Genomic DNA, 25,035 nt, shown 5'->3' with positions numbered 1-25,035 from the left:
GGTCGCGGGGTTCTTCGAGAAGGTCGTCCACCACATGACATCGAATTGTGGGATGCGCTCAGCGATCGCCTTACTCTCAGGGCTTCCGCCTTCCAGGTCGAGTCCCGGGCACCGTTCGCGAGTGGCGGCATCCGGCCACCGTGCGTACGCCACCCAGATGCCGTCATCGGCCTGATGCAGACGCGATCCGTAGCTGCCACAGTGCTGGCGCATCGCCTGTGTCACAGGATGCCAACCGGCTGCGAATGCCGTTCATGCCTTCGCGCGAACGCCACCGGTAGATCACCGCAGACATGCGTGCTCCGGCGTGGTGCTGGTGGGCCGGGACGATGGTGGAGTCCACCGACACGGTCCAGTCGATGCCGGCGTCGGCGTCTGCCGCTGCCAGGACGCCGGTCAGGGGCATCTCCCGGTTGTCGTCGACGGCTCATCCGAGCAGCCGTGTGCGGGCGGTCTTGAAGGGGCCGAGCTCGTCGGGAAGGTCCCGCCAGGGCGACCTTGTGCGGTACGTCCACGCGATGGCCCCGAGAGTGCGGCGATGGTCGGCCCACCGCCGTCCACGGACCGGATCGGCCGGCATCAGCGGGTCGATCCGGTCCCACATCGCATCCATGATCTGTCACCGGACAGACACATCCGATCAACTGCCCAACTCCCAAAGAGAGGCACGCTGGGCAGGAGACGCAGGGCTTTCCGGTAGGCGGGTGCGGAGGCCGCCTTGCGGAGAAGGCCAACCAGTGCGCGAGGTCAGGATTCGCAGGTGATCAGACGGACGGCCGGAGCTGAGACCACCTGGGTGTGGCGGGCGCCAGGGAGTCGGACGTTGACGAAGCCGCCCTCGAGTGCGAAGTCGACGTCCGCGGCGCGGCTGACGGAACGGCCCTCGGCGTCGGTGATGGTGTAGCCGGACACGAGCTCGACCGAGCCCCTGCGCCACTCGCGGATCACGCGGACACCTCCGGGAAGTCGAGGTCCGGCTGGGCAAGGTGGTTGAAGTAGTTGGACAGCGTATTGAGTGCGATGTGGGCGACGATCTCAGCAAGCTCGGCATCGGTCACCCCGGCTCGGCGGGCTTCGGCCAGCGCGGTGTCCTCAACGCGGCCGCCGGTGCGCATGACCTCGCGAGCGAGCCGCAGCACTGCGTCGGCGTGCGGGTCGGTGTCGTCGGCAGCCTCGCGGGTGCGGATCAGGTCCTCGTCACTCAGGCCCAGCTTCCGGCCCCGCAGCGTGTGGGCGCTGACGCAGTACGTGCAGTGGTTCTCCTGCGCGGCCAGGAGCGCGAGCTGCTCGCGGAGGCGGGCGGGCAGAACGCCGCGGCCGAGGTGATCGCGCAGGGCCAGGTACCCGGCGAGTGCCGCCGGGCCGTTGGCCAGCGCCGCATACAGGTTGGGCAGTCGGCCGAGCTGGCGGCGGGTCTGGTCGAGAAGCCCCGAGGGGTCGTCGGCGAGCTGTGGCATGCGTGGCACGAGTCCTCCAGATGGTACCGATCGGTTCCGTTTCCGTGCGGCAAGACGGTACTGATCGGTTCCGTAATCGTCAAGATCGGGATAGCCTGGTGCCATGGCCACCCACGCACGCGAACGCCTCCTCGACGCCGCCGAGGAACTCTTCTACGCCGAGGGCATCCGCGCCGTCGGCGTGGAGCGCATCCTGGCCGAGTCCGGAGTCGGCCGCGCCTCCTTCTACCGGCATTTCGCCAGCAAGGACGACCTGGTTGTGGCCGTCCTGCAACGACGCGACCAGGCCTGGCGCGCCTGGCTGGCCGAACGCGTGGACGCCTTCGGCGGAGAGCCCCTGGACGTCTTCCATGCGCTGGCCGAGCGTTTCGCCAACGCCGACTTCCGCGGCTGCGCCTTCATCAACACCATGGCCGAGACCGCCGACACCGGCAGCGCGGCGTACCGGGTGGCTGCCGAGCACAAGGAGCGCGTCACCGCGTACGTTGCGAGCCTGCTCGCCAAGAGTGGGCACGAGGACACCGAGGCACTCGCGCGACGGTTCGTGCTGCTGATGGACGGTGCGATCGTCACCGCGCTGCGGGAACGCACGTCGGCTCCCGCAGCGGAGGCACGCGCGGTTGCGGCAGCCATGCTCCGCAACGCAGCGTGACCTTGCCCAGGAGGTCCCCCCACCATGCCGCAGGCCCGCCCCGCGGTGTGTGCTTGAGTTGGCCAGCCCGGCCAACTCAAGCACTCGGTCACACGAGGACGGCCGTGTTCGACGACCTGCCCCCGACGCGCTTGTCGGAGCGTTGAGCGCGGTAGTGAAAACGATCGAGCGGAAGCGTGGCCATCGTCAACGGATCAGTGAGCCTTTTCAGCGTTGCCGCTCCAGGGTGAGGACGGCCACGGCGATTGACGACATTCGGTTCGGGCTGCACCGGGCCCTGCGGCACTCGCCACGCCTTCAGCCGCCCGACGCCGCGCTTGACCGGTGTGGCTCGTGCCGCGGACAGCGCGCGGTTGAGGGTTCGCTGTGTTCGGGCGGGGTCGCGGCCCGGCGGGCGTCTGAGGGGTGTCGTCACCCACGGACAGGCGCCAAGGTAGGTGCGGTGACGAGGGCCGGGACGTCCTGGCGCTCGCAGATCCGGTGTCCGGTGGGCACGCGCCGAGGTCAGGTCGTGGGTGCGGCGGGGACGCCGTCCTTCAGGGCAGGAGGCCGTGAAGCACTCCGCCCCAGGCGTCCATGGCCCGGCGCAGTTCCTCACCGCTGGCTGCCGCAACTGTCAACGACGAGAGTACCGATCTGATAATTCCACGGTTTCGTCGTTCAGAAGGAGTCTGCGCGGCCTCGGCGAGATACCCGACATTGTCGAGCAGGTCCCGCCGCTCGTCTTCATCCAAGCCGGCCTGGCGCAGCACGGCCTGCTCCAACTCCTTCAAAGCCTCGGCCACATCCGGGCTGCCGTGCTGGACGACACCCGCGATCGTGGAGTTGATGTTCGCGATCTGTGCGGCGAACTGACCGCCGTAGAAGGTCCCCCCGCTGAAGGACAACGAGATGCTGGGTTCGGGCACTGCCTGCCCCGACGCCTCGGCATAGTCCGGCATGCGCTGTTGCACCTCTTCCAAGTAGGCCAGACCAAGAGCCAGATAGGCCCGGCTCAAAACCACCGGATCGGTGACGACCGGACTCTCACAGGCTCCGAGACCCCGGGTCAGATCCATAAAGCCGAGTAGATAAGGGATGGCGGTCGACTCCAGCACCTTCGCGCGCCAGGACTGCACGGTCGTCTCCCCGACCCCGCCGACGGTCAGCCGCTCCTCCAGTGCCCGACCGGTGTTGATGTGGTCGGCGAGGTCCTCAGCCACAAGCCGGGCGAGTGTTCCCTCGAGCAGCTGCCCGTACCGGGGCGGATGGGACTCATCGGGGATGTCGAGCGCCGACCCGACTATCTGTGCCCCCCGGCAGTTCTCCGCTATCTGCTCGGCGAGGAGATAGACGTTCTCTATGGCTCTCCCGGCGTCGGCGTCTCCCTGCCGGAAGCGCTCAAGGTCCCGCTCCTCGTACTGAAGGTCCACTTCGGAGCTGCCGAGGCTGCCGTACTCGTGGCCGGAGACCGCGATCATGTAACGCAGCCCTCCCGGAAGCCCCCGGTTGGCAGATGCCCATCTGCTTGCATCGACGAGCGCGCGGAGAGCTTCGGGTTTTGCACGCCCTGTGAAGAGGGTGGTGGCTGAACCACTCCGCCACGGGCGGAGGGTTGCCGCGACGGCCTGAGCCTTACGGCCGCGCTCGGCCAGCATCTGTCGCAGTCGTGCCCGTACCTCCTCGTCCTGGGACCGGATGATGCGCCTGGCCGTCTCCCCGTCCATGCCCTCATCGTCTGCTGCAAGACCGGTAGTTGACAAGGGGATCGGGATCCTCGCCCGCACCGGCAACCGCGAGAGATGGTTTCCCGTCGACTGGAGTAGTCACTGAGCTCTTTCAGCATTGCTGCTGGCCGGGTGACGAGGTAGGCATCCGCAACGGACAAGGCTCCTGTGCCGTTGAGGGATGTGTTCGACACCTCATCTCACTGGCGCGGGAACCTTGTTGGTTTCCTATAAGCAGGCACGACACCCTCGCGGAGATCGCGGTCGGCTTCGGTGTTTCCATCGGCACCGCCCACGCCTACGCGACCTCGGTGATCGGCCTGCTTGCCGACCGTGCACCGGGCCGTCTGCGCGCGAGGCACGTCCGCGACAACCTCGTGGCCCGCATCATCGGGGCCGGACGCAACGGCTGGCAGGGCGAGTTGGAAGGGCCTGAGGTCAGCCTCGCCGTAGCCCAGGACAAGCGCGCAGCTGGATGCGGAACAGGCCCGCCGGACCACTGCCGTTGACCTCGGCATCCCGACCTTCCGCAACGTCGCCGGCCGGGACGGCACCTCACCCCTGCCGCCCGGGGGACGTGCGGACCCTTCCCGATTCACGGCGCCGGCCACACGTGTGCGAGAGAGCTGTTACCAGCAACGATCGCCGAGTTGCGTGCTCGGTTTTCCTGTTACACAGGGTCGGGGAACGATGATGGGGGGATGACTTCGAGAAAACGTGCTCATTCGTTCAACTCGGCTGCCGACCAGTACGGGGCGAGCCGCCCTTCGTATCCGTCGGCGCTCTTCGACTCTGTCGAGGAGTTCATGGGCCATTCTCTGGCGGGGGTCCGCGCCGCGGATGTCGGTGCGGGGACGGGCATTGCGACCGCGCTGCTGTGTGAGCGGGGTGCTGAGGTGATCGCGGTCGAGCCCGGTGAGGGGATGGCCGTCGAGTTTCGCCGGTTCCTCCCTGACGTGCCGATCGTCCGGGGCGACGGCAATGCCCTGCCTCTCGCCGATTCCTCTCATGACCTCATCACTTACGCACAGTCCTGGCAGTGGACGGATACCGGGCGTTCCGTCCCTGAGGCACTGCGTGTGCTGCGCCCGGACGGCGCGCTCGCGATCTGGTGGAACACGACCGCTTTCGATGTGCCGTGGATTCGTGCCCAGCACGAGCGCCTCGCGCACCACTGCGGTGTGCCTCCGCGTTCCGCGGTACGTCCCGATGACAGGGAGGCCGTCCGGCTCGCGGGCCTGACAGGGCTACGGGTGGTGCGCCGGCAGATCCGCTGGCAGCGAATGGTCACCCTCGACACGCATCTGGCCAACATCAGCAGTCGTTCGGCGTTCCTTGTCCTGGAGCAGGCCGCCAACCGAGCGTTTCTCGCCGGTGAACGCAGGCGACTGCGCGAGGCTTTCCCCGACGAGGTGCTGGAAGAGACCTACCTGGTTGACCTGCTGCTCGCTGCTCACCCATGACGTGAGCCGCTTCCTCACGGGCTTGACCGGCCGGTCACCGCATCGATGGCCGCCTCCACGGTTTTCTGCAACTGCCGTGCGTCCGCTCCGGCACGGGAGCGCAGATTCACCCCGTGCGCCAGGAGGGCCAGCACCTCGGCCGCGGTGTCCGGGGCGGCTCCCGCAGCGATCTGGTGCCGCCGTTGCGCCGTGCAGAGCGCGGCGTGCAACGCCTCGCGCAGCCGTTCGTGCTGCCGGTCGAGCACGGCGCGCACTTTCGGATCGCCGTTCTCGACACCTGCGTGCGCGTTGGAGACCATGCAGCCCCACTGGGCGTACTCGCCCGCGCAGCGCGTCTCGATCAGTCGGCTGAAGAACTCCGTGACGGCCGGCAGCCCGCGGTCGTCCCCGGTGAGCAGGCTGAGCCTCGGGCCGGAACGTTCTTCTACGTAGCGTTCCAGGGCAGCGAGGTACAGCTCCTGCTTGCCACCGAAGGTCGCGTACAGGCTGGAGCGGTTGAGTCCGGTCGCGTTCACGATGTCCTGCACGCCGGTCGTGGCCACGCCCTGTCGCCAGAACAGCCGCACCACGGTGTCCAGGACCGCGTCCGGATCGAAGTGTTTGACGTCCGGCATGACCCACCCCACCATCTTGAAATGAGAGTTCCAAGATACCTCCCCAGGCACTGGCCCGGCGTGCACCCGAGCCCCTATCTTGAAACAGTCGTTCTAAGAATCTTGCCGGAAGGAAGCCCCCCGTGAGCCTCAATGCCGAGCTGCATGCCTTCTACGACAGCCGCCAGAAGCAGATCCCCGCAGACGTCCGCGCCGTGATGCAGCGAGCCACTCAGGAACTGGCGCAGTCCGGCCAGGCCGACCGCGCTGTGAACGTAGGCGCCGACGCCCCGTCCTTCACCCTTCCCTCAGCCACCGGACAGGCCCTCGCCCTGGACGAGTTGCTCGCCGAGGGCCCAGTGGTACTGACCTTCTACCGCGGCGCATGGTGCCCGTACTGCAACATCGCCCTGCGTGCACTCCAGCAGCACCACGACGCGATCATCGCCCGCGGAGCCCGCCTGGTCGCCGTCTCCCCGCAGATCCCCGACGAGTCCCTCTCCCTCGCCGAGAAGCACGAACTGACCTTCGACGTCCTGAGCGATGTCGGCTCCGACACCGCCAAGCAGTACGGCCTCGCCTTCGACCTGCCCGACGACCTCGCCGCCGTTTACGACCGCCTGGGCATCGACCTCGACCGGGCCCATGGCGGCCACACCCGCACCCTCCCGGTGCCCGCGACCTACGTCATCGACCGCCAGGGCATGATCCGCTGGGCCTTCGTCAACACCGACTACACCACCCGCGCCGAACCGGCCGACATCCTCGCCGCACTCGACGCCCTCGACGCCCTCGACTGAGCACGCTCCCTGTGGAGTACAAGTCCCGGATCGACGACCGCTAACACTCCGCAGCTACGGCGGCATTGCCGTAGCTGTGGACCGAGCCGGACATAGTCGAATTCCGTCGGCGTTTCGACACGCAGAGCTTCTCTGCCAATCCCGTGGCCGCCGAGCAAGGACCGTTCAAGGGCCTGTAAGGGGTGCAGGTCGCGGCGGATGCGGACCTGGCCGGCGATGACGGCGGCGTCTTTGGCGTCGGTCCTGCCTTCGCCGCGGTAGCTCGAGGGGATACCTCGTTGGCAGCCGAGTCGTCGTGGGGCGCCGAGCGGCCAATCGTTTCCAGCTACCAGCGGCAGATCAGTCAGAGCCACGCTCGACGCCCCTGGGTGGGTGAACCATACGAAGACACCGCGGCCCGCAGAACACCGTAGGGACCAGTTACTGGTACAGGCGCTCCAGGTACTGCGAACCGTAGTACGCCTCCAGCTCCTCCACGCTCTCCGAACGGCGATCGTGCGCCTTCGCCAGCACCGCGCGGGACGGCGCCGCTTCCGGCCGCCAGGTCTCCGGCTGCCAGACTCCACCGCGCAGCAGGGCCCTCGGGCAGTGGTAGAAGACCTGGTCGATCTCGACCAGCAGGGCCAGCTGTGGACGATTCCCCTTCACAACCATGTCGTCGAAGAATGGTGCATCGCGCAGGATGCGCGCGCGGCCGTTGATGCGCAGCGTGTCGGGGCGACCGGGTATCAGGTAGAGCAGCCCCACGTGGGGATTGGTCAGGATATTGCGGAACCCGTCGGCCCGGCGGTTCCCGGGACGTTCGGGAATCGCGATCGTCGTGTCGTCCAGCACGAGCGTGAACCCGGCCGGGTCACCCTTCGGTGACGCGTCGCAGGTGCCGTCGGCGTCCGAGGTCGCCACCACGCACAGCGGCGACGCGGCCAGCCACTGGCGGTCGTGCTCGTGCAGGCTCGGCCGGACCTTGACCAGCGCGCCCGGTGTCGGCTCGCCGAGCAGTTCCCCCAGCTCGTCCGGTGACGTCACCTCGACCAGGTCTGTGAGCAGCACGGACCTCACCCCCTCCCATTGGTACGTGAACAGGTCGAGCGTAGACGACGGCTCGCTATCAGTGGCCGGTGCGAGGATCCCTCGCGCATGCCCGAGTCGTAGGCGCCGCAGGGCTCTGGGGCACCGGGGGTGCATGCGCTGGACGGCGCCTGCGGAGCGCTACGCGTCGACCATGGCCGGCCCGAGCGGCATCCCGCCACCTTCCACCGCACGCACGGGGTGCGCTATTTCCACAGCTGCTACTCCGTCGGCGACGACGAACTCTGGGGCGTCAACCGCATGAAGAAGGGCGGCGCGAACACCCTGGCCGCACTGAGGTCGATCCGGGCCGCCCGGCCGGGGCGAAGAAGGACCGGGTCGAGTTGTGCCTCACCCCAGCCTACGCCTCGTGGGCGAACCCGATCGAGGCCCACTTCGGACCGCTGCGGCAGTTCGTCATCGCCAACTCCCACCACCGCAACCACCCAGCACAGACCCGGGCCCTGCCCGCGTACCTCCGATGGCGCAACACCAACGCCCGCCACCGCGACGTACTCGCCGCCCAGCGTCGCGAACGCGCTCGTAACCGCAGCGAGAAGGGCATCCGCTGGTGAGCCCGAGCGGCAGCCTGATCAGTTGCTGACGTTGAACGTTGCGTATGCCTCGACGCCGAGCTCGCCGAGCGTGGCACGCAGCCGATCCAAGGTGGGGCCGGGATCCAAGGTTGCGTCGGTCTTCACGTCGAGGCGGCAGCGTCCCGTGCCGCTGCCCGCTCCAGTGATCTCGCCGTCGGGGCCCAGCGCGCCTTCCAACGCGTCCTCGACGTCATCGCGATCGATCGGCAGACCGGCGAGGACGATCTCAACGCACACCGTGCTCCTCCCCTCCAACCCGGCGAACGAGACGGGTCAGATCACTGGCCACGAGCCATTTGAACGTGTTCAAATAATGGTGCGTGATCGGAGAGAAGACTGCCGATGCACGCCGGGCGGGTGACAAGAGGGGGCATGCATGGGTTCAGGTGCGAGTGTGATCGTCTTCGCCGTCTTGGTCGTCTGGCCCATCCTCATGACGGCATTCGGCCTCTTTGTCGGTTCAAGGACATCCTGGAGGATGGGCTTGCTGATGTCGGTTCCCTTGATCGTCATGCCCTACGGGTTGTGGCTGTTCGGCGTGGCTACCCAGTGACTGCAGGTCCGTGAGGGAGGACTAGATGAATGATGCGAGGGTGTGAGTGGTCGAGATGGATGTCACCTGGTCGCGCAGACTGACACCAGCCGCGTGCACCCACCGCGATCTGCCGCCTGAGCCGGGCCACGATGGGTGGAGCCTGACCGGGCGGGTGGGAGCTACTGGAGACGTGTCGCAGTCCGGATGAGGTCGGCGACGGCTCTGGACCGGCTATGCGGTGGCCAGGCGATCACGGTGGTGACCGTCGGCGCATCCAGCACGGGCACGGCGGCGAGGTCACCGTGCAGTTGAGCTCGGCACGACTCCGGTGAGACCGCACAGGCACGGCCGAGCGCGACGAGCTGCAACAACTGCGCATGGTCGCGGACCTGCGGGCCGGGTCCGGGCGGGTAGGTGCCGTCGGGGTCGGGCCAGCGTGGGAGGGGCAGGCCCGGCAGCCCGGTGATGTCGGCCATGTGCACATAGGCCCGGGCGGTGAGCGGATGCCCGGCCGGCAGGACCACAACCTGACTCTCCGTGCTGAGCTCTTCGGTGTGGAATCCGGCCGTCGAGTCGAACGGCCGGTGCAGCAGCGCCACGTCGGCCCGGCCCTCGCGCAGGAGTCGTTCCTGCTCGGCCGGACCGCACAGGATGACGTCGACGGGGACCGCGCCGGGTTCGGCGGCGTACGCGTCGAGCAGTCTCGCCAGCAGTTCCCTGGACGCGCTGGCCTTCGTGACCAGGACCAGGCCGGGGCGGCCGGTCACGGAAAGGGCGGCGCGGCGGGTCCGACGCTCAGCGGCCTCGACCGCGTCGAGAGCCGCCCGGCCCTCGACCAACAGCACCGAGCCGGCCTCGGTCAGCGTGACAGTGCGACTGGTCCGATCCAACAGCACTGCCCCGAGCCGGCGTTCGAGCCGCTGGATCGCCCGTGACAACGGTGGCTGCGCGATCCCGAGCCGCTGCGCGGCACGTCCGAAGTGCAGCTCTTCAGCGACAGCGACGAAATACCGCAGTTCCCGGGTCTCCATCCGGCCACGCTATCCCGGATCAATACCCTGACGGTATCGTTGCGCACTCGATCGGTCTTGGACCCCTGCCGAGGCCCGAAGGCAGCATCGTCCCTATGACTGAACGGACGATCGCGCTGGTCACCGGCGCGAACAAGGGAATCGGCTACGAGATCGCCGCAGGCCTGGGCACCCTCGGCTGGAGCGTCGGCGTCGGCGCCCGCGACGACCAGCGCCGAAGCGCCGCGGTGGAGAAACTGCGCGCCGCTGGCATCGACGCGTTCGCCGTACCGCTGGACGTGACCGACGACGCGAGCGCGACCGCCGCCGCACGGCTGATCGACGAACAGGCCGGACGCCTCGACGTGCTGGTCAACAACGCCGCCATCGCAGGCGACATGCCACAGGAGCCCACCCGGATCGACCCCGCCACCATCCACACGGTCGTGGACACCAACGTGATCGGCGTCATCCGCGTCACCAACGCGATGCTGCCGCTGCTGCGCCGCTCCGCTGCACCACGGATCGTGAACATGTCCAGCAGCGTCGGCTCTCTCACCCGGCAGTCAGGACCCGCCGCCGAGCAGACGGCAGGTCCGGTGTCCGCGGCGTACGCGCCGTCGAAGACGTTCCTGAACGCCGTCACCCTCCAATACGCCCGGGAGCTTAGCGGCACGAACATCCTGATCAACACCGGCTGCCCCGGCTACGTCGCCACCGACCTCAACGGCTTCAGCGGCGTGCGCAGCCCCGAACAGGGCGCGGCGATCGCCATCAAACTCGCGACCCTGCCCGACGACGGCCCCACCGGACAGTTCTTCGACGACGCCGGCGTAGTGCCCTGGTGATGTGCACGGCGGCCATCACCCGCCAGGCTGATGCCGCTGCGCCCACACATCTCGAACAGATCCGTGGTGGCCGTCCTTGCCCACGCTCCGGTGCCCGGGGCAACGCCCCGCACCGCTACCGGCTCCAACAATCGTGACCCGGGATCCGAATCGCAAGACCTGACTGCTATTCACGAATCCTCCGACCTGCCGAATCTCCATGTGCTCGGTGACAACTGGGCCGGAAACTCGGAGCACATGGCAACAAGGTCGACCATCTGCTGACAAGTGGCGCGACCGCTGCGCCACCGAAGCCCAGGTCGGCCCGCAGAATTGGTGACACCTATCTTGGCAGGTCACAGAAGGGCTCGCTGGCGCGCATGACATGAAGCGAGGGAGTCCGAAGGTCGGTCGTGACGCCAGACCTGGACTCCCTCGCGACCGCGCTCTACGTGAAGACCGACGACCTGCTGAAGGAATCGCCGCACCTGGCGCCGTGGCGCGAGACCGCAGAGCAATCCGACCTGGCTGGCTGGGCCGAGTACGGCTACTACGCCAGCCACTCCCGGTACTTCTGGGGCCTGCGCCTGCACCTGGTGTGCACTCTGCACGGCCTGCCCCTCGCCTTCACGCTCACCGGCGGAAGGCCGACGAACGGCAGACCCTGCTCGACATGCTCCACGCCGAGCCCGACCTCGTAGCCTCCCGCCCGGGACAGACCCTCATCGCCGACCGGCACTACTACGGCCGCACCTTCGAACACGAGCTCACCGAGGCGGGAGTCCGCCTGCTGCGGCCGGCCCGCAAGGGCGAACCCCCACGGGCCGGATCCGCCCTGTTCAAGCCGCTACGACAGGTCTTTGATTCCGTCAGAAACCGCGGCGCCGCGACCGCCGCCGGTGCCATCGTGGCGTACGCAGGCGTCTGGATTAGACCTGCTGAAGCAACCGCTGGCAGTGCATCAAAGGCCCGGCCCTCAAGCCGGGGGGCGATCACACCACACCGCGACCAGACGATGCGCATGGACTCCATCTGCTCGCGGGTCCCGAGCCCAGCAGCCTCACCGCTACGCATCCCGCGAGCCAGAGCGCACTCGTTCTGCCGTGCCGTCAGCAGTAGGTCCTCTGGGACGCCGGGACGAATTTCACACGGGTGTGGTAGTGGGCGAACTGGACCCGGTTGTAGTCGCGGCGGTCGACGCGGTACCAGACGTTGTCGCGGTCGTCGTCGCCGTTGACGTCGTCCAAGCGGACGCACCAGCGTTCCGGGCGGATCTCCTTGCGGTAGGACTCGGTGCCGTGCTGCACCCTGTGACAGTCCTGATGGCGCTCGGTGGTGTACCAGGTGCGGGTCCGGCGGTGGCTGCCGGAGCCGGTGGTGGAGGAGTGGCCGACCCGGACGGTGCTGGTCGTGCACTGCTTGACCATGTGCGGGCGGGTGGCTGGGATGGTCTTCCGGGGGATGTGCCGGAGGTCGTCCTTGAGGCCGTAGACGGGATCGGGGCCGTCGAGGCCGCAGGCGGTGAGCGTGGCCAGCAGGATCGCCGCCAAGGTGAGTGTCGCTCTCAGCCGTCTGTCGAACATCCGTTGCTCCCCCTGTCATTTGGACGCGTAGCGTATCCGACCGACGCGGGGCCGTGGCCAGTTCACGGCGAAGGGCCGTTCTTCCGCGAGGTGGCTGCGGAGGTACGGCCCTTCGGCGCATCGATTCAGCCCGCGAAACGCGAGTCAAGTGACCGGGTGTGAGGCGCGGACCCGCGTGATCGCCCGAAGTTGCCAGACTTCACCGGATGAAGGAGCCGTCGGGCAGCGCGTCCCGGGCGTCGGATCGTTCAGCTCGCGCGGGCGGCTTCCTCCAGCAAGGCTCAGCTCTGTAGCTCGTAGGCTCGCAGATCCCAGGGAGCGCGCCGTTGGGTGGTTGCCCACGTTGGGTTCCCGTGCTGCGGTGGGCGTTTCGACTGCTCAGGGGGTGCTGTCGTCTGAGTTCTACAGAGTACGAGGTGCCGTGAAGCTCCCATCCGGCGGTGCCGTCACCGATGTCCGCCACGATGGTGTCGTTGACGAAGTGGTCCTCGAACGCGTCGGTGAACTCGCCGGCCAGCCAAAGTTCACCGCGCTCGCGTTCGTCGTCGCCCGTTTTGACCATGCCACTGATCTCGAACTGGCCCCCTTCTTGACATGGTCGGGGATCGGGTCATCGGGGACGATGGCGGCGTTCTCGTAGGCGCGGTGGATGATGTCGCGGAAGCGTGGCGCCCGGGGAGCCGCCGTGGCCGGTGGGGTCCGGCCATCAGTCGTGCCTTCGGGGATGATCCCGCCGCGCTGGATGAACCTGGCCTTCACTTCACCGAAGCCGGCCCCGATCCGGTACGTGTCGGGCGGGGTGCTGGGAGGCGTCAGAAGACGACCCCGTCGACGTTGCGCAGAGCGAGGAGTGTACGGCCTTCCCGGACGGCCTTGAAGGCCACCGTCCAGTGTCGGACGGAGGCTTCGGCGGCCATGCTCATGCGCCAGTCAGGCCGCCAGGACCGGGGGCGCTGTTCCTGACGCTTGGGCCACAGCAGGCGCAACGCGATGGACAGCGGGGTCTTGTATGCCTTGTCGCGGATCGCCGCCAGCCTGGACCAGCTCGGCGCGTGCCTGCCGGGTCGCCGTGCAACCTGCCGGGTCGCCGTGTAAAAGGGCTTGAAGAGGCTGCTCAGCTGCCCAAGCCCTGCCACTCCCGTGCCAACACCGACCAGACCTCGGCGTCGTGGCGGACGCCCCGGTAGAGGTAGGTTTCGCGCAGGACGCCCTCACGGGTCATGCCGAGCCGCTTGGCGACGTTGATGCTGGGTGTGTTCTTCGGCGACGCCAGCCACTGCACACGGTGTATGCCGCGTTCGTTGAATGCCCAGTCGATGATGTGCCGTACCGCACGTCCGACCAGGCCCCGGCCTGTGGCGGCGGGCTCCAGCCAGCAGCCTGCCTCGCAAATACCGGCGGCGGCGTCGAATTTCGGGAAGGAGACGCCACCCACGAGGGTGCCGTCGAGCCAGATTCCGTACAGTCGGCCAGTGTCGGTGGCTGCCTTGTCGGCGTAAAGCTGGAGATAGCTGCGGGCGGAGTCGAGGTTTGTGGCGAGGTCGGGCAGCTCCATGTACTGACCGACGAACTCCCGGCCCCGGTCCATATGCGCTAGGAACTCCTCGGCCTGCCACGGCTCCAAAGGCCGCAGCTCGGCCCCGTCCCCCAGAGAAATCGCGAACATAGCCGTCCTTCGAAGTGCGCGTATCCGACCGTTGGATCTTCGCACGCCCGCCCGCCTGCTCCGGACGGCGGTGGAGCTTGCCACCTCATACGGGGCATTTAAGGATGTTAAGTCCGATCTTTCTCGATTCGAGATCGCTCGATCGTGGTACTGATCGTAACGCGAGCCTTCTGCCGGGCATGTCCATCGTGGGATGCGGGGCATACACAGAGAGCCCGGCCCCAGCGACTTATCGGATGCGCAATGGGCGTTGATCGAGCCGATGTCACCCCGCCCCACTTCTCCACTTCGCCGAAACCATCCACAGCCAGGCGAGTCACACGACCTGTCGGAAAGGACCTAGCCACGTCACGATCTGGTCCATGTCCGTCATGCGGCCAGTGTGTGGCATAGTCCGTCAGCCGATCCCATCGACGGCTGCCTTGTAGTGCTGGGCCTGCGCCGGGGTCAGGAATCGCGAGACGCGGACCAGGATCGTGCGGCTCACGTAGTCGTACTCCGCGAGCGCGGGCATCGATTTCGTGACGGCCTGGATGTACTTCGCCCGGATCTGCGCGTCCGACGGACTGCCGAAGACCTCGACCGCGCCGCCGCGTTCGACGTCCCCCTTCTCCGTACCCTCGACGTCGCTCGCCTTGATCCGGGAGTCCGTGAAGGTGACCTTCGACGTGTACTGGTTCGGCCGGCCCAGAAGATGGTTCGGGTCGTCGGCCGCCGTGACGGTGCCGGACAGCTTCGCGGAGGCGACCTTGCCGGCGATCTGCGTGAACGCGCTGCCAGCGTCGAGTCGCTTGCCGGCGGCAGGCGTCGCGGAGGCGCCAGCCTTCCCGTTGGAGGTCTGCTGGTGCGAGGACCTGCTGCCGCTGTTGCTGCTGCAGGCGGCCAGGCTGGCGAGCAGGAGAGTGGCGGCTGCGGTGGTGATGGTTCTGTTCACGGAGTGATATTGGCGGTTCGCGAGGGCCTGTGGCAGGCCTATGGCGGACTTGTGATGGTGTGTTCGGATGCTCGCACACGCCGAAGACCCGCTCCCCCAGGCGTGTGCACCGACCTTCACGGCGCGGGACCGGTGTGTCCGGACGGGGGCCAGCCATCGCGGCCTGCGGCCGGCGCCAGGCCGCCGTGCGCGGTCTGAAGATGCCGGACCACGTCGTCATCGGCGTCGGCTGAGCGGTCGCGTCTGTGGTACACACTCCCCGTCAGGCCGGAACGCCGTGTGCTCAATCGCGGACCGGGTCGTAACTAGGCCTGAGAAGGGGCCCGGCCCTGAACACGGCGACGGTGGCCTAGGTTCGGCGGGCAAGCGTGGGCCGGACGAGTGGGGACACTGAACAGGCCGTGACAGAACGCAGCGTCGACTGTTGTCAATCACCACGCTGGCGGTGCCCGCCGAGGTTAAAGTCTGCGCTGAACAGCCTTGGGGGGCTTCATGATCACCAGACGCGCGGCCATCGCCGCCTCTGCCATCTGCGCACTCACAACCGCCGGCTGCGGTACCGGCAAGGGCGCCGGACACGGCACCGATCCCATCGTGCCTGAGGTAGCCGTCGGCCTGCCCCGCACGCTCGTGGGCAGCGACTACAACTCCGTCAGCTTCCTCGAGACCCAGACACGGAACGGCAACATCACCGGCACCCTCGACGAGACCGAGGTGAAATACAGCAGCCCTGATCACCAGCGTGGGGTCGTCACTGGAACGCTGACGGGGTCCCGGGTCACCCTCAATGTGAAGTTCACGCTGGGCAGCACGGTCATCAACGGCACCCTGACCGGCGACACTCTCACCCTCCAGGTGCCTCAGTCGAACGGCCAGATCGAGGACTACACGCTTCAGCCAGGCAGCGTCGACGACTACAACCAGCGCGTCGCCCGGCTCGAATCCGGAGGCAGCTCCAGCCCAACGGTCCAGCCCTCCAAGTTCTACTGAGTTCCCTCGACCGTGCCGGCCCGGTTCGGCGGAGATACGTGAGGGCGCCGGCACGTTGGGACAGCGGAGTGCGCCTGTGCCCCGACAGTCGGGTGCTGCTCGCGGTGGGTCAGCCCGTGAAGTCGGCTGATGGGTGGGTTATGGCGAGCAGTCAGATACCGCTCCACGAAGGCACAGTCGACATCATTCAGCAGGTCGCGGCGTACACGATGGCGAGGATCACACGTACCGTCTCGCCGGGATGGGCGAGGGCAACGGCGCGGGGTTGACGACGTTCTGCCAGTCGGGCCGTAAGACGTACCTCGACCGGCGTCGCCGGGCTGCGATGCGTGAGGGCCTAGACCGAGTGCGCGAGGTGCGGGGCGCCGGCGGAGTTGGCGCCACCCCTTGCGCGGTGTCATGTACGGGTCCAGAATCCGCCTTGCGAACACGCGTGCACCTCGCGCGAACGTCCTTCACCCCCACCGCCGGACGCCCCCCGGCTGCCTGAAGGGATGTTCAGTGTCACGCTCCACACCAAGCCCAAGACGGCTCATCACCGCATTCACCATGCGTGCGGCCACGGTCAGCCCAGCAGCTCGAAGCGGCGGGAAAGCAGCCAAGTCGGCGACACCTGCCAGGGGCGCGATCGGGACCACCAACCCGCCGGGCACCACCGCCGCTTGGAGCGCACCGCCTCGCTGATCGGTCGTCGGCGTGGCTTGCCGCCATGCCGGACCCAAGCACGACGCGCACGCGTCGGTCCGTGGTGCAGCCATGCGAAACCCCTGCATCACCTGATGCGAGTCCGCCGTGCCGCGTTCCCGCCGGTTTTGTACCGCCCTTTGTCAGCGGTCGCCGGTACCCACACACCGCCAGGAGCGACATGTCCAGACCGGCAAGAGGAAGAGCCTCCCTGCTCATCGGTGCTCTGGCCGCGGCGATGGCGTTCGCCACCCCGGCCTTCGCCAACCCCTCGAGCTCCGCTGCCGCCTTAGTGACCCCTCACGCCGCTGCCTCCTCTCTGGCGCAGGTCAGCAGTGACCCGTACTCCGACTCGCAGGCCCAGCACGCCACCGAGGTCGAGCCGGACACCTTCAGCTTCGGTAGCACCGTCGTCGCCGCCTTCCAGGTCGGCCGGGTCTCCGGCGGAGGCGCGTCCAACATCGGGTGGGCGACCTCCACCGACAACGGGCAGAGCTGGACGCACGGCTTCCTGCCCAACTCCACCACGAACACCGGCGGCCCCTACTCCGCCGCCAGTGACGCCTCCGTTGCCTACGACGCCAAGGACGGCGTGTGGATGGTGTCATGGCTGGGCATCCGCTCCGGAAACAGCGTCGACGTCGACGTCAGCCGCTCCACGGACGGCGGCCACACCTGGAGCGCCCCGGTCATCCTCTCCACCGGCACCTTCGACGACAAGAACTGGACGGTCTGCGACAACCACCCGTCCAGCCCGTACTACGGCCGGTGCTATACCGAATACGACGACGCCAACGCCGGCGACGCGGAGCATATGAAGACCTCGACCGACGGAGGCGCGACCTGGGGCGCTCAGCAGAGCCCGGCCGACCGACCCAGCGGGCTCGGCGGTCAGCCCGTCGTGCAGCCCAACGGCACCGTCGTCGTGCCGTTCTCCTCCGGCAGCGAGGACAGCGAACGGGCGTTCACCTCCACGAACGGTGGCAGCAGTTGGGGCTCCAGCGTTCAGATCGCCACGGTCTCGCACCACCCGGTCGCCGGGCTTGAGGACGACGCCACCGACATGTCCCGGCTCGACACCCTGCGTGAAGGGCCCCTGCCGTCCTCGGAGGTCGATGCCTCCGGCCGCGTCTATGTGGTCTGGTCCGACTGCCGCTTCCGTACCAACTGCACGAGCAACGACATCATCATATCGACCTCGACGAACGGTACTTCGTGGAGTTCACCGGGCCGCGTGCCGATCGACGCCGCCAGCAGCTCCGCCGACCATTTCGTGCCCGGCATCGGCGTGGACCCCAGCAGCTCGGGCGACACCGCCCGCATCGGGCTGACGTACTACTACTACCCGAACGCCTCCTGCACGGACACGACCTGCCAGCTCGACGCGGGCTACGTCTCCTCCGCCGACGGCGGTGCCACGTGGACGGCACCGACCCAGCTCGCCGGCCCCATGACGCTGGCCTGGCTGCCGAACACCACGCAGGGCCGGATGTTCGGCGACTACATTTCGACGTCCGTCCTGCCCGGCGGCAACGCCGTCACCGTGATCCCCATCGCCCACGGCCCCAGCGGCAGCACCTTCGACGTGGCGATGTACGCACCGACCGGCGGCCTGCCGATCGGCGGCCAGACGGGCGGCAACACCGTCACCGTCGCCAACCCCGGCGACCAGACGGGCAGGGTCGGCAGCTCGGCGAGCCTGCAGATCACCGCGACCGACTCCTCCGCGTCCGCCAAGCTCACCTACAGCGCGACCGGCCTGCCACCCGGCCTGACCATCGCCTCCGGCACCGGCCTGATCTCCGGCACGCCCACCGCTACCGGCACCTACCACGTCAGCGCCACCGCAACCGACAACACGGGCGCCTCCGGCTCCACCACCTTCACCTGGACGGTCAACCCGGCCGGCGGCGGCACCTGTACGAGCCAGCAGCTCGGCAACCCCGGCTTCGAGTCCGGCAACACGGTGTGGTCCGCCAGCGCCAACGTCATCGGGCAGTACAGCTCACAGGGCGAGCCCGCACACAGCGGCACGTGGGACGCATGGCTGGACGGCTACGGCAGCTCCCACACCGACACCCTCTCCCAGTCGGTGACGATCCCGTCGGGCTGCAAGGCAACCCTCAGCTTGTACCTGCACATCGACACCGCCGAGACGACCACCTCCACCGCATACGACAAGCTCACCGTCAAGGCGGGCAGCACCATCCTGGCGACCTACTCCAATCTCAACGCCGCCACCGGCTACAGCCAGAAGACCTACGACATGTCCCCCCTCGCCGGCCAGACCGTCACCATCACCTTCAGCGGCACCGAAGACCAGTCTCTCCAGACCTCATACGTCATCGACGACACCTCCCTTGCACTCAGCTGACCCTCAACCGAATCCGAGCTGCCAGCACGCTGGACGTTCCGGTGCGGCGCCGCCCGTCGGCGCCGCCTGGAGGGTCACTTTCCGGAAGCAGACCGCGGTGTGCAGCTTCGTCTCCACCGGATCCGTCTTGTGGTTGATGCCGTCGGCCGACTTGTCTCCCGGGTCGGCCGGTTCCATCCAGGGATTGCGGGCGTCGTTCGGGTCGCCGCCGAGCTGACGGCTGCTGCCAACGGCAAGCCCGAGAGATCAACCGGGGCAACATCGCATCCTCACCGACACCCAGGGCATCCCGCTCGGGGATGTCCCTGGCGGGCGGCAACCGCGACGACGTCACCCAACTGCTCCCCTGCCGGACAAGGTCCCCGCCGCTACCGACCGCTGCTACGACCACGACAAGGCAGCGCGACGTCCACCCGGTGATCTCCGAACGCGGCCAGCCGCACGGGCCTATCGCCGACGATCATGGCACTCGTCGCCGGACTATTCAGTCGCGACCCCGCACAGCGGCCCTGATCTACGCATCAGTTTCACGAGGGCCTCACGCGTGTTCACCTGGACCAGGTGAAAAACATCATGGTCCAGGCGATCGGCTTGTTCGAGGGGCGCATGTGGAGGGTCTCCACCAGCGTCTTCCTGAAGTCCTTGCACACCACCGGTAATGAACATCTCCGGACAACGTCGCATAGGCAGCAGGTGGGTGGCGTTGTTGCGCTTCCCGCCAGTGGGCGACCCCGCGAGCGGGACGCCCGGGTGATCGATCCGTGGCCGGCGGGTCTGCCGCTTGAGGCCCGGCTGGTCGCTGCCCCTTCCGCGACCCTGGATACTCATTCCGTCACATGATCGTCTTGCTGTGCGGCGGGTGCCGAGCCGTGCCCATTTCAGGAGAAAGGTCCCAGCATGTTCCAGGAAACCCCGATCTTCAACCGGCTTGTCGCAGAGCGCGGAGATGTCCCCGCCCAGGCTCGTGGTGAAGCCGACCGCGTACGTCACGAGCTGGCGCGGGTCTTGCCCTCCGCGCCCTGGCCTGCCGCCCACCTGCCCCGGCAGCAGCCGCAACTGCCCGGCAGGGGCGTCTCTGCCGCTGTCTTGTGAACGGTGCTTGGGCAGCGATCGTCGTCCGCGGGTGTCCCGTCCATGTTCAGGGCGGCAGCCGGCAATACCCGGAGAAGCATGGCGGCCGATTCCGCAAGGGGACCTCACGCACACCCATTTGACCGCTTCCCCAACGAGCCGCGACCGAACTCGGCGCCGCGTCCCGCTTGTCAGAGGCAGGCGCTCAACGGCCCGTATGGACCCAGAGACCATGCGCACTGCCCTGCTCGACTTCTGCGCCGAACTTTCGGTGCCGATTTCGCCGCCCGTCTCGCCCGCCTCGTCCGGCCCGGCTTCCAACTCACGGCAGCCGGTCGCGGGGAAGCCGCCGGCCACGCCGGTTCGGCGGCCGGGCGATGCCCGGACCGGGCACGCCTTGGCCAGCCTGCGACGGCCTTCCGCTGAGCCTGAGCACTGTCCTCCACACCGACGCCCCGGCCCCCCGGCCCCCCGGCCCCCTGGCTCGATGCTGCCCTCCCGGCGGGGACGTGCCTGCTCCGCCTTGGCAGCCAGGCCCGGATCCGACTCGCACGGCACCTGTGGTCCGGTGCCGTCCAGGGCTCGTACGGTGCGTGCGCCGGGGTCGGTGGGCATGGTGGCGGTTCCGGACTCGGTCCAGCGGATCGCCGCCGGGACCGGCGTGTGCCCGCCACAAAAGCGCCTCCTGGCACCTGATCGCCGTGCCTACCCTGGCTGTTGCCTGCCCCGGCACGTGGCCGACCGGGCTCAGACACACACCTGTGCCGATGCCGCCGAAAGCTGGATCATCACTCAGCGTCCAGTCACCACAGAAGTTGTGCCAGAACCCCAGAAGTGACAGCGCTTGAGCGCGACTTCGGGCGGCACCTCATTTCTTCCTCGGTCACTTTCACGAGAGACGACAGCTTTCCGCCGTCTTGCTTAGTCGATCAGGACGCCTGGGTTGAGGATGCGGTTGGGGTCCAGGGCGTCCTTGGCGGCGCGCAGGGCCAGGGCGAAGGGCTCCGGGCGCTGGAGGTCGTAACTGTGGCGGTGGTCGCGGCCGACGGCGTGGTGGTGGGTGATGGTCGCGCGGTAGCGGTGCAGGACGTCGTTCGCGGCGGCTTTGATGTCGTCCCAGACCTCAACTTCGTCACCGGGTCGGCCGGCGACGGCCACGGTGAAGTAGGGGGCGGCGCCGTCGGGGTAGACGTGGGTCAGGCGGCAGTTGATGGTGGCCGGGTGACCGGTGGCCTTCAAGGCGGCGGCGCCGACCTGGGCGCGGACGGCGTCGATCAGGGCTGGAACCTTGTCCCAGGTGGCGGCGGTCTCGAAGGTCTCGACAACCGCGCCCATGCGGGCCAGGCCATCGCGTAGGTAGGGCATCCGCAGGAACGCCGAACGCCAGGCGATGACGGCCGTGTCGGCCGTGTCGGCCGGGGCGTCGCGATCCGCCGCCGGCGCCCTGCCGCGGCCGCCGTGGGCGCGGGCCAGCTCCAGGGCGCTCGTGAGGTGCTCGTCGACGCGGGTGCTGGCGGATTCGAAGCCCAGGACCAGGACGGCCGAGCCATCATGCGAGGCGCCGGACAGCAGTGCCTCGCCTGAATCGAGCAGACGGCAGTTGGCCGGGGCGAGGTCGGATTGCGCGATGGCACGCACCGCGCCCAGCGCTTGGTGGAAGTCGGCGAAGGCCACGGACGTCGAGGCCTTGTAGCGCGGGCGCTCCTGCAGGCGCATCCACGCCTCGGTGATGACGCCGAGCGCGCCCTCCGAGCCGAGGAACAGGCGGTCCGGAGACGGTCCGGCGCCGGATGCGGGCAGACGCCAGGACGTCCCGGAGCCTGCGGGTGTGACTACCTGCAGGGACTGCACGAAGTCGTCGATGTGGGTGCGGACGGTGGCGTAGTGACCGCCGGCCCGGGTGGCAAGCCAGCCGCCGAGGGTGGAGAACTCGAAGCTCTGTGGGAAGTGGCGCAGGGTGAGGCCGTGGGGGCGCAACTGCTCTTCCAGCACGGGACCTAGCGCGCCGGCCTGGATGCGGGCTGAGCGGCTGGCGGTGTCGATCTCCAGGACTCTGTCCATCGAGGTCAGGTCGAGCGACAGCACGGCGCGATGGGCGTCGCCGCGGTACTCCACGCCGCCGACCACCGAGGAGCCGCCACCGAAGGGGATGACAGCCACGCCCTGTCCGCCGGCCCAGTCCAGCAGGTCAGCCACCTCCTGGTCATCGGTCGGCCGGGCGACCAGGTCGGGGATCCGGCCGGGCCGGCCGCGCAGGGCCCGGATGACGTCACGGTAGGCCTTGCCCATGGCGTGAGCGGCGCGTGCTTCGGGATTGGCGGTCACCAGGTGCGCCAGCGTGGGCGGTGGTGTCGCGCGGGGGCGGGCGATCAGCAGGTCGGTAACCCGGGGTATCGGCAGCGGGCGGGCCAGGGTGCCCGGCAGCAGGGCGCCCATGGCGGCGCATTCGGCGTCGTCGGGGTGGGCGTCGGCGTAGCCCCAGCCCCACCAGGAGCGGGTGCGGGAGGTTCTGGGTTCGGACGGGGTGGCAGGCATGAGTGTGCTCCCAGCGGGGGTCCGGTAATTTACCCAACAGAAAATTACCCTAAGGTAATATCGGCTTCCATGACAGCACCCTCCTCCAGAGCCGGCACCAAGGGCGTGCCCCGGGCCACGCGCGAACAACAGGTTTTGGCCGCGGCCACCGAGGAGTTCGGCCGCCACGGCTACGAGGCCACGACCGTCGCCGCCATCGCCGCCCGCGTGGGCGTCACCAAACCGCTCCTGCACCACTACTTCGGCAGCAAGCAAGACCTCTATCTCGCCTGCCTTAACCCGGTTGGCGACCGGCTGCTGGACGCCATCCGCGCCGCGATGGCCGAACCCGCTTCCGGCGCGCCGCCCACCGCCCTGCGCGTGCTGCACGCTCTGTTCACCACCCTGGACGGGCAACGCGAGGCGTGGTTCGTCCTGTACGACGCCACGCTGCCGCCTGACAGCGACGCCGCCCAACGCGCGGCGTACTACCGCGACGCCATCGACGACCTCGCCGCGATCGGTACCGCCGGCCTCCTGCACGAGGCAGGATCCCGCGACCCCCTTGACGCCGACGCCCTCACATACGCCTGGCGCGGTCTGTGCACCGCCCTGGTCCGCTGGTGGGTCAATCACCCCGACCAGTCACCCGAAGCCATGACACAACGCTGCGCACGGCTCTTCGCGGCCAGCCGTACCATCCTCGCCGCCGACGACGAGAACACGTGAGCCGGACGCCCGGCTCCCTTCACAGTGCCAACGATGCGGCGGCGCTCAACGCCCGCCGCTGGGACGCCAGAAGCGCAACCATAAGGGAGGATCTCCATGCCCCGGGTCCTCTTGTCCGCCCATGCCCAGAATGGAATCGGCGCCCAGGGCAGCGGGGTCCTCGTCCTGGAGCTCCGCCCACGCGTTCGCCGACTGGTGCTGCAGGTCCGCGGCGAATCCGCGGCGAACAGGTCCAGCAGCTTCTGTCACGCCTCGCGACTCGCCGGCACCCGGAGCCAAAAGTGGTCCTCCGCAGCAGGTGGTGGCGTCCGTGGGCCGATCATGCGGCGGGGACTCCTGTCAGGCGGCGCTCTTCTTGCGGCGACGTCTGCTCGCGAGTGCGTCGATGAGCTCCTCTCGGCTCATCTTGGACCGGCCGGCAACATCCTGATCGGTCGCCCGCTGGTACAGCTCCGCCTTGCTCAGCTTCTGCAACTCGCTCTTGCCGCCGGTGCCGGGGCCGCGGGAGCGCGCCGATGCCGCCCCGGCCTTCTTCGGCGGGGCCTTACGCTCCGGCGTCTTCGCCGTCTTCCTGGCCGCAGCGGTTCGGGCGGTCTTGCGCGGCTCGGGCTTGCTCTTGCGCTTGGCCGGTTCCTCACCGCCGCGGCCGGAGCGGGCGGCCTGCAAGCTGCCCTCGAGAACCTTCATCAGGTCGATGACGTTGGTCGCCTCCGGCGGCACCTCGGCCGCCGCGACCTCCTGGCCCTCCGCCTTGGCCTTGACCAGCTCGCGCACCTTCTCCTGATAGGTGTCGTGGTACCGCTTCGGATCCCAGTCACCGCTGAGAGCGTCGACCAGCTGCAGCGCCATCTGCAGTTCCTTGCCACGGCCGGCCCGGCCCGAGGGCAGTTCAGGCAGTTCCTTCCCCGGGTCGCGGACCTCGTCCGCCCAGTGCAGCGTCTGCAGCACCAACACCTTGTCCTCGGCGCGCAACGCCGTCAGGTACTGCTTGTTGCGCATGACGAACGTGGCGATACCCACCTTGTTCGCCTCTCTGAGGGCGGCACGCAGCAGCTCGTAGACCCTGGTGTACTCCTTGCCACGTGGGGCGACGTAATAGGTGCGGTCGAAGTACACCGGCTCGATGGCGTCCAGGTTGACGAAGTCGGAGATGTCAACGGTCTGCGAGCGGCCGGGCGCGATCTCGTCCAGTTCGTCGGGCTCGACGATCACGTACTCGCCCTCGCCCGTCTCGAAGCCCTTGACGATGTCGCTGGTGTCCACCTCGTCGCCGGTGCGCTCGTTCACCCGCCGGTTGCGGATCCGGTCGGACGTGCCGCGTTGCAGCTGATGGAAGTGGACCGTGTGATCTTCCGTTGCCGTGTACAGCCCTACGGGGACGGTAACGAGTCCGAAAGTGATCACTCCTGTCCAGATCGCCCGCGCCATGACCCTGCTCCGTTCCATCCACCCAGCGCGACATGTGGGATCTCACGCTTCATGCCGTCATCTCACGATGCGCCGTGGGGATGCCGCCACGCTGAGACGATGCAGGCCGGACGACCTTCGCCCATGTCCATCACCTCCAGCGCCCGGAGATACGACACCGTCCGTGCGAGTTCCTGCACGACAGCCGGAAGTGCCGGTACTGCCGGCTTTCCCTCCACGCTCGCACCACCGTGTTCCATCCGCGCGCCGGGCCCAGGAGCAGGCACCCGAACGGCGGCACACCACGGTGAAGGGCATCACTGCGTGACGTGGTCCTTGCCCGAGCCCATGCTGACCGTGGCCGTGGACAGCCCTG

The 25,035-nt window shown here is 68.2% G+C and carries 23 protein-coding genes and 5 pseudogenes; 12 read left to right on the top strand and 16 right to left on the bottom strand.

What is annotated here, in order from left to right:
• Nucleotides 1–295 precede the first annotated feature (295 nt).
• From ACZ7GZ_RS33990 to ACZ7GZ_RS33980, 3 genes and pseudogenes are all read right to left on the bottom strand, one after another.
• Nucleotides 296–613: pseudogene (locus ACZ7GZ_RS33990) on the bottom strand (transposase); the annotation flags it as partial.
• Nucleotides 614–747: 134 nt separating this feature from the next.
• Nucleotides 748–948: a hypothetical protein gene (locus tag ACZ7GZ_RS33985; protein WP_471030203.1), complete on the bottom strand. Its 201-nt coding sequence runs from the start codon at nucleotides 946–948 to the stop codon at nucleotides 748–750.
• Nucleotides 945–1,457 (bottom strand): carboxymuconolactone decarboxylase family protein, encoded by a 513-nt coding sequence (locus ACZ7GZ_RS33980; protein ID WP_471030200.1) that lies wholly within the window; start codon nucleotides 1,455–1,457, stop codon nucleotides 945–947. Before ACZ7GZ_RS33980 ends, ACZ7GZ_RS33985 begins: the two co-directional genes overlap by 4 nt.
• Before the next feature lie 103 nt (nucleotides 1,458–1,560).
• Between ACZ7GZ_RS33980 and ACZ7GZ_RS33975 the strand changes: the two genes are divergently transcribed.
• Nucleotides 1,561–2,109: a TetR/AcrR family transcriptional regulator gene (locus ACZ7GZ_RS33975; RefSeq protein ID WP_471030199.1), complete on the top strand. Its 549-nt coding sequence runs from the start codon at nucleotides 1,561–1,563 to the stop codon at nucleotides 2,107–2,109.
• Between the two features lie 207 nt (nucleotides 2,110–2,316).
• Here ACZ7GZ_RS33975 and ACZ7GZ_RS33970 read toward each other — a convergent pair.
• Both ACZ7GZ_RS33970 and ACZ7GZ_RS33965 read right to left on the bottom strand, forming a co-directional pair.
• Nucleotides 2,317–2,635: pseudogene (locus ACZ7GZ_RS33970) on the bottom strand (IS5/IS1182 family transposase); the annotation flags it as partial.
• 10 nt (nucleotides 2,636–2,645) lie between these two features.
• Nucleotides 2,646–3,815, bottom strand: coding sequence for a hypothetical protein (locus ACZ7GZ_RS33965; protein WP_471030197.1), 1,170 nt, complete (start codon nucleotides 3,813–3,815; stop codon nucleotides 2,646–2,648).
• Between the two features lie 239 nt (nucleotides 3,816–4,054).
• Here ACZ7GZ_RS33965 and ACZ7GZ_RS33960 point away from each other — a divergent pair.
• Nucleotides 4,055–4,168, top strand: a pseudogene (locus ACZ7GZ_RS33960) (helix-turn-helix domain-containing protein); the annotation flags it as partial.
• Between the two features lie 348 nt (nucleotides 4,169–4,516).
• On the top strand, nucleotides 4,517–5,278 hold the full coding sequence (locus tag ACZ7GZ_RS33955) for a class I SAM-dependent methyltransferase (protein ID WP_471030195.1): 762 nt from the start codon (nucleotides 4,517–4,519) through the stop codon (nucleotides 5,276–5,278).
• Nucleotides 5,279–5,292: 14 nt separating this feature from the next.
• On the opposite strand, the gene ACZ7GZ_RS33950 is transcribed toward ACZ7GZ_RS33955, so the two are convergent.
• Nucleotides 5,293–5,892, bottom strand: coding sequence for a TetR/AcrR family transcriptional regulator (locus tag ACZ7GZ_RS33950; RefSeq protein WP_471030194.1), 600 nt, complete (start codon nucleotides 5,890–5,892; stop codon nucleotides 5,293–5,295).
• A gap of 122 nt (nucleotides 5,893–6,014) precedes the next feature.
• Here ACZ7GZ_RS33950 and ACZ7GZ_RS33945 point away from each other — a divergent pair, with 122 nt between their 5' ends.
• Nucleotides 6,015–6,671, top strand: a complete 657-nt coding sequence (locus tag ACZ7GZ_RS33945; protein WP_471030191.1) for a peroxiredoxin-like family protein — start codon at nucleotides 6,015–6,017, stop codon at nucleotides 6,669–6,671.
• A 420-nt stretch (nucleotides 6,672–7,091) separates the two neighbouring features.
• On the opposite strand, the gene ACZ7GZ_RS33940 is transcribed toward ACZ7GZ_RS33945, so the two are convergent.
• Nucleotides 7,092–7,721, bottom strand: a complete 630-nt coding sequence (locus ACZ7GZ_RS33940; protein WP_471030189.1) for a pyridoxamine 5'-phosphate oxidase family protein — start codon at nucleotides 7,719–7,721, stop codon at nucleotides 7,092–7,094.
• 174 nt (nucleotides 7,722–7,895) lie between these two features.
• Between ACZ7GZ_RS33940 and ACZ7GZ_RS33935 the strand changes: the two are divergent.
• Nucleotides 7,896–8,314 (top strand): annotated as a pseudogene (locus ACZ7GZ_RS33935) (IS630 family transposase); the annotation flags it as partial.
• A gap of 18 nt (nucleotides 8,315–8,332) precedes the next feature.
• Here ACZ7GZ_RS33935 and ACZ7GZ_RS33930 read toward each other — a convergent pair.
• Nucleotides 8,333–8,572 (bottom strand): hypothetical protein, encoded by a 240-nt coding sequence (locus ACZ7GZ_RS33930; protein ID WP_471030187.1) that lies wholly within the window; start codon nucleotides 8,570–8,572, stop codon nucleotides 8,333–8,335.
• A gap of 157 nt (nucleotides 8,573–8,729) precedes the next feature.
• On the opposite strand from ACZ7GZ_RS33930, the gene ACZ7GZ_RS33925 reads away from it, so the two are divergent.
• Nucleotides 8,730–8,888 (top strand): hypothetical protein, encoded by a 159-nt coding sequence (locus tag ACZ7GZ_RS33925; RefSeq protein ID WP_471030185.1) that lies wholly within the window; start codon nucleotides 8,730–8,732, stop codon nucleotides 8,886–8,888.
• Nucleotides 8,889–9,049: 161 nt separating this feature from the next.
• On the opposite strand, the gene ACZ7GZ_RS33920 is transcribed toward ACZ7GZ_RS33925, so the two are convergent.
• The gene (locus ACZ7GZ_RS33920; protein WP_471030182.1) at nucleotides 9,050–9,901 is read right to left on the bottom strand and encodes a LysR family transcriptional regulator; all 852 of its coding nucleotides are present in this window, start codon (nucleotides 9,899–9,901) and stop codon (nucleotides 9,050–9,052) included.
• 95 nt (nucleotides 9,902–9,996) lie between these two features.
• Between ACZ7GZ_RS33920 and ACZ7GZ_RS33915 the strand changes: the two genes are divergently transcribed.
• Together ACZ7GZ_RS33915 and ACZ7GZ_RS33910 are read left to right on the top strand one after the other, a co-directional pair.
• Nucleotides 9,997–10,728, top strand: a complete 732-nt coding sequence (locus tag ACZ7GZ_RS33915) for an SDR family oxidoreductase (protein ID WP_471030180.1) — start codon at nucleotides 9,997–9,999, stop codon at nucleotides 10,726–10,728.
• Between the two features lie 392 nt (nucleotides 10,729–11,120).
• Nucleotides 11,121–11,578, top strand: a pseudogene (locus ACZ7GZ_RS33910) (transposase); the annotation flags it as partial.
• Nucleotides 11,579–11,816: 238 nt separating this feature from the next.
• On the opposite strand, the gene ACZ7GZ_RS33905 reads toward ACZ7GZ_RS33910, so the two are convergent.
• On the bottom strand, nucleotides 11,817–12,290 hold the full coding sequence (locus tag ACZ7GZ_RS33905) for a hypothetical protein (RefSeq protein WP_471030178.1): 474 nt from the start codon (nucleotides 12,288–12,290) through the stop codon (nucleotides 11,817–11,819).
• 421 nt (nucleotides 12,291–12,711) lie between these two features.
• Between ACZ7GZ_RS33905 and ACZ7GZ_RS33900 the strand changes: the two genes are divergently transcribed.
• Nucleotides 12,712–12,930, top strand: a complete 219-nt coding sequence (locus ACZ7GZ_RS33900) for a hypothetical protein (RefSeq protein ID WP_471030175.1) — start codon at nucleotides 12,712–12,714, stop codon at nucleotides 12,928–12,930.
• Between the two features lie 172 nt (nucleotides 12,931–13,102).
• Here the strand turns inward: ACZ7GZ_RS33900 and ACZ7GZ_RS33895 are convergent, their stop codons facing one another.
• From ACZ7GZ_RS33895 to ACZ7GZ_RS33885, 3 genes are all read right to left on the bottom strand, one after another.
• Nucleotides 13,103–13,426: a hypothetical protein gene (locus ACZ7GZ_RS33895; protein WP_471030174.1), complete on the bottom strand. Its 324-nt coding sequence runs from the start codon at nucleotides 13,424–13,426 to the stop codon at nucleotides 13,103–13,105.
• Entirely contained in the window at nucleotides 13,405–13,956 is a 552-nt protein-coding gene (locus ACZ7GZ_RS33890) for a GNAT family N-acetyltransferase (protein WP_471030171.1), read from the bottom strand. The genes ACZ7GZ_RS33895 and ACZ7GZ_RS33890 overlap by 22 nt, the downstream gene beginning before the upstream one ends.
• A gap of 397 nt (nucleotides 13,957–14,353) precedes the next feature.
• Nucleotides 14,354–14,890 (bottom strand): hypothetical protein, encoded by a 537-nt coding sequence (locus ACZ7GZ_RS33885; RefSeq protein WP_471030169.1) that lies wholly within the window; start codon nucleotides 14,888–14,890, stop codon nucleotides 14,354–14,356.
• Between the two features lie 492 nt (nucleotides 14,891–15,382).
• Between ACZ7GZ_RS33885 and ACZ7GZ_RS33880 the strand changes: the two genes are divergently transcribed.
• Nucleotides 15,383–15,880: a hypothetical protein gene (locus ACZ7GZ_RS33880; RefSeq protein WP_471030167.1), complete on the top strand. Its 498-nt coding sequence runs from the start codon at nucleotides 15,383–15,385 to the stop codon at nucleotides 15,878–15,880.
• An 865-nt stretch (nucleotides 15,881–16,745) separates the two neighbouring features.
• Entirely contained in the window at nucleotides 16,746–18,938 is a 2,193-nt protein-coding gene (locus ACZ7GZ_RS33875) for a putative Ig domain-containing protein (protein ID WP_471030165.1), read from the top strand.
• A 3-nt stretch (nucleotides 18,939–18,941) separates the two neighbouring features.
• Here the strand turns inward: ACZ7GZ_RS33875 and ACZ7GZ_RS33870 are convergent, their stop codons facing one another.
• On the bottom strand, nucleotides 18,942–19,115 hold the full coding sequence (locus ACZ7GZ_RS33870; protein WP_471030163.1) for a hypothetical protein: 174 nt from the start codon (nucleotides 19,113–19,115) through the stop codon (nucleotides 18,942–18,944).
• Between the two features lie 1,815 nt (nucleotides 19,116–20,930).
• The gene (locus ACZ7GZ_RS33865) at nucleotides 20,931–22,544 is read right to left on the bottom strand and encodes an FAD-binding oxidoreductase (protein ID WP_471030161.1); all 1,614 of its coding nucleotides are present in this window, start codon (nucleotides 22,542–22,544) and stop codon (nucleotides 20,931–20,933) included.
• 69 nt (nucleotides 22,545–22,613) lie between these two features.
• Between ACZ7GZ_RS33865 and ACZ7GZ_RS33860 the strand changes: the two genes are divergently transcribed.
• Nucleotides 22,614–23,252 carry a TetR/AcrR family transcriptional regulator gene (locus ACZ7GZ_RS33860; RefSeq protein ID WP_471030158.1) on the top strand — a complete coding sequence of 213 codons (639 nt, stop codon included), beginning with the start codon at nucleotides 22,614–22,616 and terminating at the stop codon, nucleotides 23,250–23,252.
• 339 nt (nucleotides 23,253–23,591) lie between these two features.
• Here the strand turns inward: ACZ7GZ_RS33860 and ku are convergent, their stop codons facing one another.
• Nucleotides 23,592–24,680 (bottom strand): non-homologous end joining protein Ku, encoded by a 1,089-nt coding sequence (gene ku, locus ACZ7GZ_RS33855; RefSeq protein ID WP_471030157.1) that lies wholly within the window; start codon nucleotides 24,678–24,680, stop codon nucleotides 23,592–23,594.
• Between the last annotated feature and the right edge of the window lie 355 nt (nucleotides 24,681–25,035).

This window comes from Streptomyces sp. NPDC037288 (genome assembly GCF_055603265.1).
This window is presented reverse-complemented; position numbering and strand designations above follow the sequence as displayed.